Origin of the sequence: Cohaesibacter intestini (assembly GCF_003324485.1) — a bacterium.
In the GTDB taxonomy this organism is placed as follows: domain Bacteria; phylum Pseudomonadota; class Alphaproteobacteria; order Rhizobiales; family Cohaesibacteraceae; genus Cohaesibacter; species Cohaesibacter intestini.
Genome location: NZ_QODK01000006.1, coordinates 191289 through 205780, shown reverse-complemented (window position 1 = coordinate 205780; position 14492 = coordinate 191289). Strand labels below are relative to the sequence as shown.

Here is a 14492-nt window from a genome sequence, read left to right as displayed (position 1 = left end):
AGAAATCATATTTAACGTGCGCAAAACCGAAAAGGGCCTGCTTCAAAATGTCTTCGACATATGAAGGGTCTATAGCTGACGAAAAGAAATTTGAAACATCCTTGGGTTAGGTTTTGCAGCCGGGACGCCTTCAGATTTTTCCGCTCCGGGGCAATGGGTATCACGTCCGTCTCAACGGTGCCGCTCCGGGCAAACGCCATAATTTAGATGCACTTCGTGGAAGTGATTTTGCAATCCTGTTCTTGACCCTTGTGGCCTTGAACTAAGAATGGACAAGCCATCTCATGCCGACCAAGATTTTCCAGATCAAAATGAAAGAACAAATTCTTCGTCATTTGAAATATTCTCTCGGAAAGGACCCCGAGCATGCGATCCGTTACGACTGGCGGATGGCGCTGTCTCTTGCTCTGCGTGATATGGTCGTTGTTCCCTGGTTCGACAGCACCCGCAAAACCTACGATTCCAATGCCAAGCGTGTCTATTATCTCTCGATGGAATTCCTGATCGGACGTTTGGTCGAGGATGTCGCGATCAATCTGGGCTTTGAAGATGTTGCGCGCGATGCCATGCAGGATATGGGTCAGGACTATGACCAGATCGTTTCCGAGGAACCCGATGCGGCGCTCGGCAATGGTGGTCTGGGGCGTCTTGCAGCCTGTTTTCTGGATTCCCTTTCCACGCTCGGCATTCCGGCCCATGGCTATGGGATCCGCTATGAGCATGGCCTGTTCGAGCAGGCCTTCGACGATGGCCGTCAGGTCGAAACGGCGGAAGGATGGCTTGCCCAGCGCAATGTCTGGGAGTTTGAACGCCCCGAAGTATCCTATGTCATCGGCTTTGGGGGGCACGTCAGCGAAACCGACGGGCGCACCGTCTGGTACCCGGCAGAAACCGTGCGCGCCTCGGCTTTTGATGCGCCAACCCTTGGCTGGCAGGCCAACTGGTGCAACACTTTGCGCCTCTGGTCAGCAAAACCGACCCGCAAGTTCGATCTTGCCAGCTTCAACCGCGGTGACTTTCTAGCTGCCAGTGCGCCAGAAGCCTTGGCTCGAACCATTTCTCGTGTTCTGTACCCGGACGATACCACCGAAAGCGGCAAGGAACTGCGTCTGAAGCAGGAATATTTCTTCACGGCTGCGTCCATTCAGGACTTGATCCGTCGCTATCTTTCAACCAACGAAGATCTGGAAAAATTGCCAGAAAAGGCAGCGATCCAGCTCAACGACACCCACCCAGCCATCGCTGGTCCGGAATTGGTCCGTTTGCTGAGTGATATCCATGGCATTGAAATCCATCAGGCGATCAAGATAGCCCGCAAGTGTCTTGGCTATACCAACCATACCCTGTTGCCGGAGGCTCTGGAGCGTTGGCCGGAATATTTGTTTGCCCGCATCTTGCCGAGGCATTATCGGATCATCGAAATCATTCAGGAAGATCATCTGAAGGAAACCGGCTCTGACATCCGCATCATCAACAATGGCAACGTCAATATGGGCGAGTTGGCCTTCATCATGGCGCACAATGTCAATGGCGTGTCGGCCCTTCATACCGAGCTGGTCAAACAGACTGTCTTCCAGGACCTTCACAAGGTGTATCCGAGCCGTATCATCAACGAAACCAACGGCATTACGCCTCGCCGTTGGCTCTATTCCTGCAATAAGCCTCTGCGCAACCTGATCAATTCCACCATCGGCAACGATTGGCCGAACGATCTTGAGCAACTTGAAAAACTCGCCCGTCATGCCGATGATTCCGAGTTTCAGGCCCGCTTCATGGCGGCCAAGCGCCAGAACAAGGAACGCTTCATCGCCTGGCTCGGTGATCAGACCGATGCCACCATCAACCCCGATGCCATGCTCGACGTGCAGGTCAAGCGTATCCATGAATATAAGCGTCAGTTGATGAACTTGCTTGAAGCGATCGCTTACTGGAACGAGATCAAGGAAAGTCCAAAGAAGAACTGGACCCCGCGCGTCAAGGTCTTCGGCGGTAAAGCCGCACCGGGCTACGCTGTTGCCAAGCAGATCATTCACTTGATCAACGATGTGGCCAAGGTGATCAACAATGATCCGGTGACCAAGGACTATCTGCAGATTGTCTTCCCGGCCAACTATAATGTGACCATGGCCGAAATCCTGATCCCGGCATCCGACCTGTCCGAACAGATCTCTACCGCCGGCAAGGAAGCGTCCGGTACGGGCAACATGAAATTTGCTCTCAATGGAGCGCTGACCATCGGTACATTGGATGGTGCCAACGTCGAAATCCGCGACCATGTCGGGGCCAAGAATTTCTTCCTGTGCGGTTTGACGGCAGAGGAAGTGGTTGAGCGTCGCAAGGAGCATGACTATTCGCGCAAGGCAATCGAAGCCAGCCCGCGCCTCTATCGTGTGCTCAATCAGATTGCCAGTGGTGTCTTCTCGCCAGAGGAGCCCCATCGCTACGCATCCATCGTACACTTGATGTATGAGAATGACTATTTCATGGTGACTTGCGATTTTGATGACTATTTCAAAACGCAGCGCAAGGTTGATGCAACCTTCAGGGACGCAAAGACCTGGACCAAAATGGCAATTCTCAATACCGCCAATGTCGGCTGGTTCTCTTCTGATCGCACCATTCAGGGATATGCCAAGGATATCTGGGACGCCAAGTCATTGCTATAATGGCGGGTCTTTGATGGCAGTGGACATCCGGAGCTCTTTCATGGGCAAACCGGGTGTCTTGATCGGTCGGCGGCCTACTCTCAAAGAGACACAAGCCTGACTTGCATCGCTTTCCTGCCCTAAAAGAAAAGAATTCGCGCTTAAACAAAGGGATAGGTGCGTTCGGCTGGTTTCAATTCGCATCGATTTGCTCTAGCCTGAAAGAAAATATCGGGAGAGGCAATATCATGACCAACATCTCCAAGCGCGATGCGCTCGCCATTCAGAGCGGAGCTCACAGCGATCCTTTTTCCATTCTCGGCCTGCATCATGTGGGGGACAAGCCTGTTATACGGGCCTTTTTCCCCGGTGCTTGGCACGTCGATGCCATCGATCACGAGACGGGCGAACTGATCGCCCAGCTCGAACGGGACAAGGATGCTCCTGATCTGTTCTCCGCTGTCATCGAGGACCGGTCCGCACCCTTTGCCTACAAATATCGGATCACCAAGGATCAGCATGTCTGGACGCAAGAGGACCCTTACCGGTTCGGACCTTACATCGGTGAGCTTGATGAATATCTGCTGGGCGAGGGGACGCATCAAGCCCTGTGGCAAGTGCTTGGTGCCCATGTCACGACCCATGAAGGGGTCGAAGGTACGCACTTTGCTGTTTGGGCCCCCAATGCCCGCCGCGTATCCGTCGTGGGTAACTTCAATGGTTGGGATGGTCGTCGACACCAGATGCGCCATAGAGGCGGCACTGGTGTCTGGGAGATCTTTATTCCCGGCATTGAGGATGGGGAATCCTACAAATATGAACTGCTCAACCGACAGGGGCATCTTGTTCCTCTGAAGGCTGATCCCGTCGGCTTCGGGTCAGAGCATCCCCCTCGTACCGCATCGGTCGTGCGCAAGCTGAATGGCCATGACTGGCAGGACGGTGCGTGGATGAGCAAACGCGGCGCGCTCAACAGCATCGATAAACCGATTTCGATCTATGAGGTCCATCTGGGTAGCTGGAAACGGGTAACCGAAGAAGGCAACCGACCCTTGTCTTATCATGAGCTGGCCCACGATCTGGTTGGTTATGTCAAGGATATGGGCTTCACTCATATCGAGCTTTTGCCAATTTCTGAATTTCCGTTCGATGGGTCTTGGGGCTATCAGCCGGTTGGTATGTATGCGCCAACCATCCGTCACGGTACATTGGAAGAATTCCGCGCCTTCATCGAAGCCTGCCACGCAGCAGATATCGGTGTCTTGATCGACTGGGTGCCCGGCCACTTCCCCGAAGATGATCATGGATTGGGACGCTTTGATGGCACTGCTCTTTATGAGCATGAAGACCGCCGCGAAGGCTTCCATCCCGATTGGAACACGCTGGTTTACAATTACGGCCGCAAGGAAGTGGCCAATTTCCTCGCCGCCAATGCGCTGTATTGGCTTAAGGAATATCACATTGATGGCCTGCGCGTGGATGCCGTGGCCTCGATGCTCTATCGTGACTATTCGCGCAAGGAAGGCGAATGGGTGCCCAACAAGGATGGCGGACGCGAGAATTACGAAGCCATTGATTTCCTGCGCAACATGAATGAAATCGCCTATCGGGAAGCCGAAGGCATCATGACTGTGGCTGAAGAATCCACCGCCTTTCCGGGGGTCAGTCAACCGACCTCCTATGGCGGGCTTGGTTTTGGCTTCAAGTGGAATATGGGCTGGATGAATGACACGCTGCGTTACATGGCGCACGATCCAGTTCATCGCAGATATCACCACCACGACATGACCTTTGGCCTGCACTATGCCTTCTCGGAAAACTTCATTCTGCCGTTGAGCCACGATGAAGTGGTGCATGGCAAGGGGTCCTTGCTGAACCGGATGCCGGGCTATCCGTCGGACCAGTTTGCCAACCTGCGCGCCTATTACGGCTTCATGTGGGCACATCCGGGCAAAAAGCTGCTCTTCATGGGCGGCGAGTTTGCGCAAGGCGAGGAATGGAACCACGACAAGAGCCTCGATTGGCATTTGCTCAATCATGACTTCCAGCATGGGGTCCAGTCTCTGGTGCGTGACCTGAACCGGGTCTATTGCGAGGTGCCTGCACTTCATCGCTTCGATTGCAAGCCAGAAGGCTTTGAATGGATTGAGGCGAATGCACATGCCGATTCCGTCTTTGCCTGGATTCGTCGGGGGGAAGAGGGGGATGCCCCCGTGCTGGTCATTTGCAACATGACCCCGGTTGAACGGGAAAACTACCGGATCGGCGTGCCGCATCGCGGTCGCTGGCTTGAAATTCTCAATACAGATGCTTCCGCATATGCCGGGGAGGGCCGCGGAAATATGGGCGCTGCAGAAACCGAGGATGTCCCGTTCCATGGACGTGACGTGTCTCTGTCTGTGTTCCTGCCACCACTTTCAACACTCTATTTCCAGCTCGAAAGAGCATGACGTTCATTCAAAAGGCCTGATGTCCCGCCGACACAGGATAAGTTCTAGGGAGGTTGCCATGAAATTAGATCGCGAGACTTCAAGACTTGCAAACCAGTCGATGGCCTTCATTCTGGCCGGAGGCAAGGGAAGCCGCCTGCAGGAATTGACAGAGAAACGGTCAAAGCCTGCAATGTATTTTGGCGGCAAAAGCAGAATTATCGACTTTGCCCTGTCAAATGCGGTCAATTCCGGCATTCGCCGCATTGGCGTGGCAACCCAATACAAAGCCCACAGCCTTATCCGCCATTTGCAACGCGGCTGGAGCTTCTTCCGTGAGGAACGCAACGAATATCTCGATATATTGCCAGCCTCCCAACGCATGGACACGGAAGCCTGGTATAAGGGCACGTCCGACGCGATCTATCAGAATATCGATATTCTCGAGAGCTACGGCGACAAATATATCGTTATTCTGGCGGGCGATCACATCTACAAACAGGATTATGCATTGATGGTTCGCCAGCATGTGGAGTCTGGTGCCGATGTGACTGTTGGCTCGATCGAGGTGCCTCTGGAAGATGCCACAGCTTTCGGGGTGATGAAGGTTGACGAGAATGACCGCATTCTTGAATTCTTGGAAAAACCTGCCAATCCGCCTCATATGCCCGGTGACCCGACCCGTGCATTGGCGTCGATGGGTATCTATGTCTTTGAATCCAAGTTTCTTTATGAGATTTTGCGTGAGGAAGCTTCCCGCCCGGATACCAACAATGATTTCGGCAAGGATATCATTCCGCGCCTCGTCAAGCATGGCAAGGCCGTGGCGCATCCCTTCAGCCGCTCCTGCATCCGGTCCGGCCTTGAGCAAAAGCCATATTGGCGCGATGTGGGCACGATTGATGCTTTCTGGGAAGCCAACATTGACCTGACCGACTTCATTCCAGAGCTTGATATTTATGATAACAATTGGCCGATCTGGACCCATCAGGAACTGACCCCACCCGCCAAATTCATCCACGATGAAGAAGGCCGCCGTGGTCAGGCTGTCTCCTCCATGGTGTCCGGTGGCTGCATCATTTCCGGTTCTGCGCTCAACCGTTGTCTGCTGTTTACCGGCGTCAAGGCGCACTCCTATTCAAAGATCAGCGGCGTTGTGGCGCTGCCCTATGTTGAGATCAACCGAAAAGCTCAATTGAAAAATGTCGTGATTGACCGCGATGTAAAAATTCCGGCCGGGCTCGTTGTCGGTGAAGACCCTGAACTTGATGCCAAGCGTTTCCGCCGCACCGATAAGGGAATTTGCCTCATCACCCAGCAGATGATTGATAAACTGGATCTGTAAATGAACGTACTTTTTGTTGCCTCCGAATGTGCGCCCTTCGTTAAGACGGGCGGTTTGGCGGATGTGATCGGATCGGTTCCAAAGGCCCTTGAGGCTCTTGACCATGACGTTCGCATTCTGGTGCCCGCCTATCCGGCCTTTGACAAATGGCTCGACAAGGGTGAAGTGCTGATCGAACTGGATGACCTGTTCGGCGGCCCCGCCCGTGTCCATGCCGTGCGTGCCAAGGGGCTGAATATGCTGCTTTTGGAGGCAGCACATTTGTTTGACCGTCCCGGTTCGATTTATCTCAATCCGAATGGTGAGGATTGGGAGGACAATGCCATCCGTTTTGGGGCTCTCTCGTTGATTGGCGCCAAGATCGGGCTCGACGGCATTGGCGGCTGGAAGCCAGACGTGATCAATGCCCACGACTGGCAGGCGGGACTGGTTCCCGTCTATCTCAGCCAGTCTGGGCGGTCAGCACCGCCGGTGGTCATGACCATTCACAATATTGCTTTCCAAGGCCTGTTCGATTCATCGGTGCGCGGGCCACTTGGGCTGTCTGAGGGGCTGTTCAATATCGACGGGTATGAATATTGGCACAAGGTCGGCTTCCTCAAGGGGGGGCTGGCTCTGGCCGACAGGATCTCCACCGTCAGTCCGACTTACGCAACCGAGTTGTTGACCCATGAGTTCGGTATGGGGCTTGAAGGATTGCTGCAATCGCGTCGCAATCACCTCAGCGGTATTTTGAACGGCATCGATACCGATACCTGGAATCCGGAGACTGATCCGGCTCTGATCAAGACCTATGGTCCACGGTCCCTCAAACACCGTGCCACCAACAAGATGTGGATCGAAGAGAAATTTGGCCTGCGCAGCAACGATGATGCGCCGCTTTTCTGCGTGATTTCGCGTCTGACGTCGCAAAAAGGGCTGGATTTGCTCCTCGATACGATCCCGACGATCATCAAGCGCGGGGCTCGGCTGGCCTTGCTCGGATCTGGCGATCATTGGCTGGAAAATGGCTTCAAGGCGATGGCGGAGCGCTTCCCCGGTACCATTGGTGTCGAGATCGGATATAACGAGGATCTGTCCCACATGTTGCAGGGTGGCTCGGATGCGATCCTCATTCCATCGCGCTTTGAGCCTTGTGGGCTGACACAGCTCTATGGTTTGCGGTACGGCACCATTCCTGTCGTGGCGCGCACTGGCGGACTGGCAGATACGGTGATAGACGCCAATGAGGCCGCTCTGGCGACAAAATGTGCAACCGGTGTGCAATTCTCTCCAATCACAGTTGACAGCCTCGACAAGGCGATCAACAAGACTTGTGATCTCTTTTCCAATTCGAAACAATGGAAGACCATGATGCGGCGCGCGATGACTCAGGAAGTTGGCTGGGATCAATCCGCTTCGCTCTATGAAAAACTGTTTTCATCCCTGATGCGTGAGTAGTCCCATTCGTACCAACCATTCCACCCGATACCACATTTCTGGCGGCAAACCCCATGCCTTGGGGGCTCACTTCGACGGAGAGGGCACCAACTTTGCCGTCTTCTCTGCCAATGCCAGTCAGATTGACCTGTGTCTCTTTTCCGACGACGGGCGGCGTGAGATTGATCGTATCACCTTGCCAGAGCGCACGGGGCCGGTCTGGCACGCCTATGTCGAGGGGTTGAAGCCAGGTACGCTTTACGGCTATCGCGCCCATGGCATTTATGCGCCAGAGCAGGGCCATCGGTTCAATTCCAACAAGTTGCTGCTTGATCCCTACACAAGGGAGATGCATGGCAAGTGGACGTCATCGGCCACATTGTTTGGTTACCAGAAAGGGGCCTCCGGCGGTGATCTGACCTTTGGGGCCGCCGACAGTGCCAGTTGCGTGCCAAAATCGGTCGTTTCCGACCCGGCCCTGAACCAGTTTTTGCGGACAGAAGCGGCGACGATCAACGGAAGAGACCTGATCTACGAGGCGCATGTCAAAGGCCTGACCAAGTTGCATCCGCAAGTGCCTGAAGAAATACGCGGCACCTACGAAGCTTTGAGCAGCGATGCCATGATCGACCACTTGCTTTCGCTCAATGTGTCCGCGATTGAGCTCATGCCGGTTCACGCCTTCATTGATGACGAGTTTCTGATCAATCGCGGCCTCAAAAACTATTGGGGCTACAACACCGCGGGATTCTTTGCCCTCGAACCTCGCTATATGGGGCCGAATGGTCTTCTCGGCTTCCGCTCGATGGTTCAGCGGCTCAAGGAATCTGGCATCAAGGTCTATCTGGATGTGGTCTATAACCACACGGCAGAAGGCAATCAGAACGGCCCGACCTTGTCCTTCCGTGGTCTTGATAACGCCTCCTATTACCGTCTGATCGCCGGTCAGCCACGCTATTATGTCAACGATACCGGCACAGGCAATACGGTCAATGTGGCTCATCCCTATGTGTTGAGAATGGTGCTCGACTCCTTGCGTTATTGGGTTCAGTGCATGGGCATTGACGGCTTTAGGTTTGACCTTGCCACTACGGTTTGCCGCGAAGAGCATGGCTTTGACCTTTATGGCGGTTTCCTTGATGCCATCCGGCAGGATCCGGTGCTTCAAAAGGTCAAACTGATTGCCGAACCATGGGACATCGGCCCGGGTGGCTATCGTCTGGGGGGCTTTCCGCCTGAATTTTCCGAATGGAATGACAGCTACCGCGACACCACCCGCCGTTATTGGAAAGGGGATCCGCAAACCACGCCGGATCTCGCCTCGCGTTTGCTGGGCTCGGCGGACAAGTTTGACCGGGCAGGGCGTCGGGCTTGGTCGTCGGTCAACTTCATTTCTGCCCATGACGGCTTCACGCTGGCTGATATCGTGCGATACAACAATCGGCACAATCTGGCCAATGGCGAAAACAACATGGATGGCCATGGGGCCAATTACAGCGACAATTGCGGCTTTGAAGGGGATACCGACGATCCGGTCATCAATGCTCGCCGCCACCGCCGCCAGCGCAATTTCATCGCCACGCTCTTCTTCTCTCAAGGCACCCCGATGTTGCTGGCCGGAGACGAAATCGGCAACAGCCAGCATGGCAACAACAATGCCTATTGTCAGGACAATGAAATTGGCTGGGTCAGTTGGGACAAGACAGATGACAACCTGAAGGCCTTTGTGTCCTATCTGTCGGATTTCCGCCGCGATCACAAGACGCTGCGACAGGATCGCTTCCTTCATGGGGCCAAGCGGCCCGAAGACGATCAGCCGGACGTGCGATGGACCGACTTTTCCGGCTTCCCGCTGCAATGGCGCGATCCGGGGCTGTCGAGCATCTGCGTCACGTTGCGTTGCTGTGCCGAAGCGCCGACCTACGAAACCAACGACGACGTCGTTTTCCTGATTTTCAATCGCAGTAATGTGGCTGCGAGTGTTGTCCTGCCCCCACATCCTGAAGGGTACCACTGGGTCAGAGCAGTGGACACGGCACTTCAGGTCCAATCGCCAAAGCGTGAGCCACGCGACGAAACGACGGAGGTCTCCGGTTCGTCTGTGGTTGCCTTGATACTTGAAGTGGATACTGACCCATCATGAATGTCGACAAACTCAATCTGCTTGCCAGACATTTCGGAATTCACCCCAACTATAATGACTTTGACGGTAATCTCGTTAATACGTCGATCGAAACCCAGATTGCCCTGTTGAAGGCCAATGGTCTGGCGCTGGACAATGAGGCCATGATCGATGAGGCCATTGCCTTCTATGTGGCTGTGGAGGAAGACCGCTGGTTCCCCCATGAACTGGTCACCGGGGCAGGCTATGGCTATGAATGCAATTTTGGCCTCGGCGCAAAGTGGCATATCGAACTCGATGATCAATTGAGCGAAGACGTGCGGTCTCAGGTCCATCCTGACAGCCTGTCGGGTGTTGCTGATACCCATATCTCCCTGCCAGCACTGCCAGCCGGCATTCATGATCTCATTTGCGAGGTTGGAGGGCGCTGTGAGATTGTCACCATTATCTGTGCGCCGCATCGTGCGCCTGCAATTGAAAGCCTGACCGGAAAGTCACACATCTGGGGCCTCAATGCGCCGCTTTATGGCCTGCGCAGTGAGCGCAATTCCGGACTGGGGGACTATGAAGATCTGGCGCGTCTGGCCGAGTATACCTTGTCGCTTGGCGGCAGCTATGTTGGTATCAACCCGGTTCATACGCTGGGCTTCAATGATCTCGATGCCATGAGCCCTTATTCGCCGAGCCACCGCGGCTTTTACAACACGCAGCATATTGCAGCCGACTTTGTACCCGGTCTTGATCAGATCCCCGAGGCGCGGGCCCTGTTCCAGACCGTGGAAGCGCAATGGGATGAACTGCGCCGATCTGAAAGCGTGCGGTATCGCGATCACCGGATCTGTCATAATGCCGCTTTGCGCGATCTCCATACCTTGTTTAATGCCCATGCGAGTGCGGAAAGCAAAATGTGCTTCCAGACCCATCGGCAGGCAAGTGGTGACTATCTCGAACGTTTCGCTTTGTTTGAGGCGCTTTCCGAGCTTTATGGGCAGGATTGGCGCCGCTGGCCGGCAGCTGTGCGAGACCGGGACGCAACTGCGCTCGATCAGCATCGTACCCGTCTGGCTGCCCGGATCGACTTCCATGCCTGGCTACAATGGGTCGCCGAAACCCAGCTTGCCGACGCGCAGCGCCGCGCCTCCGCCGATGGCCGCTCGATGGGGCTCTATCTCGATTTGGCAGTCGGTGCGCGCCATGGCGGTGCGGAAAGCTGGTGCGAGGCTGACAGTGTTGCCATGGGCGTTTCTCTGGGGGCTCCACCCGATCAACTCGGACCTGACGGCCAGAATTGGGGGCTGATGACCTATGCCCCCAAAAAGCTCGCCTTGAACAAATATCGCAGCCTGCGCAAGATCTATCAGTCGGCAATGCGTCATGCTGGTATCCTGCGGATTGACCATGTGCTCGGCCTCAATCGCAGCTTCTGGATCCCAGAGGATGGCAGCCCGGGGGCTTATGTATCTCAGCCAATGGATGTTTTCCTAGCCATTCTGTCCATTGAGGCGAATGCATCTGGAACATCGATCATCGGCGAAGATCTGGGACTTGTGCCAGAAGGTTTCCGCGAAAAGGTTCAGGCGCGTGGTGTCTATGGTTATTCGGTCCTGCAATATGAGAAATGGCCCGATGGTGCTTTCAAGCATCCAGATGATCTGCGCCAATACAGCCTTGCCTGCTTCAGTACCCATGATACGCCCACGCTCAAGGGATACTTAAGCGGCAGTGACATTGTCTGGCGCGATCGCCTGAGTGGAGATGGCAGCCGCCATTCTCACGAAGCCAAGGAAAGTCGCCGACGGGATGTGTCGGCACTTGCTGCGATGAACGGCGAAGACGGCAGTATGGATGACAGTTTCGACCATCTGTTCGACGTCGTGCATGGAAAGCTCGCAGCCTCCAAGGTGGCGATGATATCCGTGCAGATGGATGATGTGCTTGGTCAGGAAGAGGCACAAAACCTGCCCGGCACCATCGATGAGCATCCAAACTGGCGCCGCAAATACGCGTTGAGCCTCACAGACCTTGATACAGCTCCGGGTTTTCAGAAGATATCGGACATGATGGCGCGCAATGGCCGCAACATCGACCCGCCTTCGGGACTTGAAAATCCAGACGAACAATCGATCCACTAGTCAAACAAAAAGCCCCGCAATCAACCGATTGCGGGGCTTTGTTATTCTGATCCGATGACCTGATCAGGCATCAGTTTCAACGGGTCTTAACGGCAGCCAAAGCGCCGCTCCCAACTCACGATGCGATTGACACGCCGTTGCTGCGAAGCGGTCAACCGACCCCATGGCGCATAGCATCGTGGGCCGAAAACCTGGCGAGCGCGGCGGGTTTTGAAGCAGTAGCCCTGACGGGCATAGATCGCATTGCGCGCATGCCACAATTGATTGCAGCTCATATATTGGTAGCTCTGTGCTTGGGCCAAACCGGTGAAGCTGAACTGACCTTCGGTGTTGGAGAGAAGTGAGCTCGAAATGAAAAAGCCGGTTGCCAGCAATAGGACCGACAGCAAGGAATGAATTCTAACCATGAAAGCCTCCGGGCAAGACCAACCACGCCTCGCCATGATGAACCTGAACATCCCCACTATACGCCAACGCGAAATGTTCAACAAGGAAGTGGGGTGTACTAGATCATAATAGGCAAGAAGATAGAAAGGCGTAGGGCCAGTTGGTCTGTCTTCTCTCCAACAGGGCCCACAAGAAAGCCGACCCAGAGGGCCGGCTTTCATCATGGATTCGAGACTACGCTATTCAGTAGACGTCGCGGACATAGCGTTTGTCTTTTTTGAGGCGGTTGACATAGTCGACAGCCTGATCTTCATCCAGGCCGCCATGTTCGGCAATCACATTATGCAGGGCTTGGTCGACATCTTTCGCCATTCGGGTCGCGTCGCCACAGACATAGAAATGGCCGCCTTCCTCGAGCGCTGCAAACAGGTCCTTGCCATTTTCCTTCATCCGCGTCTGAACATAGATCTTTTCTTTCTGATCTCGCGAGAAAGCAAGGTCGAGGCGGTTCAATATGCCGGACGCCTGCATCTCAGCCAGTTCGTCCTTGTAGATGAAATCGCATTTTTCATGCTGATCGCCAAAGAACAACCAGTTCATGCCACCAGCACCCAGTGCTTCACGCTCCTGCAGGAAGGCGCGGAATGGCGCAATGCCAGTACCGGGACCCACCATGATCATCGGCACATCGCCATTTTCCGGCACTCGGAAGGCCTTGTTTGGTGAAATGAAGACCTTTGAAGCATCGTCACCAACGCGGTCTGCGAGGAAACAGGAAGCAACGCCCCCATGTTTGCGTCCGTGGCTCTCATACCGAACAGACGCGATCGTCAGATGAACCGAATCCTCGAATTTTTTGGAGCTGGAGGAAATCGAATAGGCACGATGCTGCAAAGGCTTGAACATCGAAACCAGTTCGTCAGGGGAAAACTTGACTTCCGGATGTAGCCGCAACAGATCAAGCGCATCCTTGGACCACAGATAGGCCTCCATGGCCTCCTTGTCGCCATGGCCAACAATGTGGGCCAGATGGTCGTCATTGGCCCGCTCGCACACCGCTTTGACGAACTCGCTGTTCGGGGTCGAAATCTCGAACTGACTGAACAGCAATGCCTCAAGGGACTTGTCCTTGCCCGTGATCGCTGTATCACCCGAGACACCCAGATGCGCCAGCCAATCGGCCACCAAAGCCGGATCGTTGGTCGGAATGACATTCAGTGCATCGCCTGCTTCGTATTTTGGTCCGTCATTCGACAGATCAAACTCGTAATGGCGAATTTCCTTGGCTGATCCTTCGCCGGACAGGAGGCGATTGACCGTGACCGGAGCCAAAAATGGGTTTTTCCGGGTCCATTTGGATTTTTCCGGTTTCTGTGCGGCTGCCGCAGGGGTGACCGCATCGCCAGACCCGGCAGGCTTCTGCTTGGCAAGTTCAGCCAGAACCTCATTGGTCCAGCTTTCAGCCGGTTCTTCGAAATCAACATCGCAATCGACGCGCGGCACCAGCCGTTTGGCGCCCAGCTGCTCAAAGCGCAGGTCGAATTGTTTGCCTGCTTCACAGAATTCGTCATAGGCCGTATCGCCCAGCGCCAGAACGGCAAACTGCATATGCTCCAGACGCGGCGCGGTGGTGGCCTTAAATGCATCCCAGAACAACTCGGCATTGTCCGGCATTTCGCCTTCGCCATAGGTGGACGTGACGATGAAGACAAAGTCCATTTTGAGCAGGTCTTCAACTTCGATATCGTCGAGCGATGCAACGCTTGCATTGATGCCATTGGAGCGCATCGACGCCCCAAGATCTTCAGCAACCGACTCCGAGTTGCCCGTCTGCGTGCCAAACAGAATATGGGCGGTCAGGCTTGCGGTTGATTCCTGAGCGGAAGCCTGCTGACCCTGCAGCATCTGGGAGTGCAAACCGGCATAAAAACCGGCCAGCCATGATTTCTGATCGCTGGAGAAGGGCGCGTCATCAGGAAGAAACGGGAGGTTCATGATATGTGATCCGTTCGT

General features: G+C 54.7%; 8 protein-coding genes. 6 read left to right on the top strand and 2 right to left on the bottom strand.

All coding sequences use genetic code 11. The annotated features are described in order from the left end of the window. Nucleotides 1–284: 284 nt before the first annotated feature. The 6 genes from DSD30_RS18875 to malQ all read left to right on the top strand — a co-directional run bounded on the left by DSD30_RS18875 (nt 285) and on the right by malQ (nt 12092). Complete coding sequence (locus tag DSD30_RS18875; RefSeq protein WP_198663050.1) at nt 285–2666, top strand: glycogen/starch/alpha-glucan phosphorylase; 2382 nt, start codon at nt 285–287, stop codon at nt 2664–2666. Nucleotides 2667–2893: 227 nt separating this feature from the next. Further along, a complete protein-coding gene (glgB, locus tag DSD30_RS18870) occupies nt 2894–5095 on the top strand; it encodes a 1,4-alpha-glucan branching protein GlgB (protein WP_114011287.1) in 2202 nt (733 codons plus the stop codon). Nucleotides 5096–5153: 58 nt separating this feature from the next. Beyond that, entirely contained in the window at nt 5154–6419 is a 1266-nt protein-coding gene (glgC, locus tag DSD30_RS18865) for a glucose-1-phosphate adenylyltransferase (protein WP_114011286.1), read from the top strand. Then, nucleotides 6420–7859 (top strand): glycogen synthase GlgA, encoded by a 1440-nt coding sequence (glgA, locus tag DSD30_RS18860; protein WP_114011285.1) that lies wholly within the window; start codon nt 6420–6422, stop codon nt 7857–7859. Next, complete coding sequence (gene glgX / locus DSD30_RS18855; protein ID WP_245418541.1) at nt 7852–9981, top strand: glycogen debranching protein GlgX; 2130 nt, start codon at nt 7852–7854, stop codon at nt 9979–9981. Before glgA ends, glgX begins: the two co-directional genes overlap by 8 nt. Continuing rightward, nucleotides 9978–12092: a 4-alpha-glucanotransferase gene (malQ, locus tag DSD30_RS18850; protein ID WP_114011284.1), complete on the top strand. Its 2115-nt coding sequence runs from the start codon at nt 9978–9980 to the stop codon at nt 12090–12092. The genes glgX and malQ overlap by 4 nt, the downstream gene beginning before the upstream one ends. 86 nt (nt 12093–12178) lie before the next feature. Here malQ and DSD30_RS21660 read toward each other — a convergent pair whose 3' ends face one another. Then, nucleotides 12179–12499, bottom strand: coding sequence for a YARHG domain-containing protein (locus tag DSD30_RS21660; protein WP_157967774.1), 321 nt, complete (start codon nt 12497–12499; stop codon nt 12179–12181). A gap of 223 nt (nt 12500–12722) precedes the next feature. Then, nucleotides 12723–14474, bottom strand: coding sequence for a diflavin oxidoreductase (locus DSD30_RS18840; RefSeq protein WP_114011282.1), 1752 nt, complete (start codon nt 14472–14474; stop codon nt 12723–12725). Nucleotides 14475–14492 lie beyond the last annotated feature (18 nt).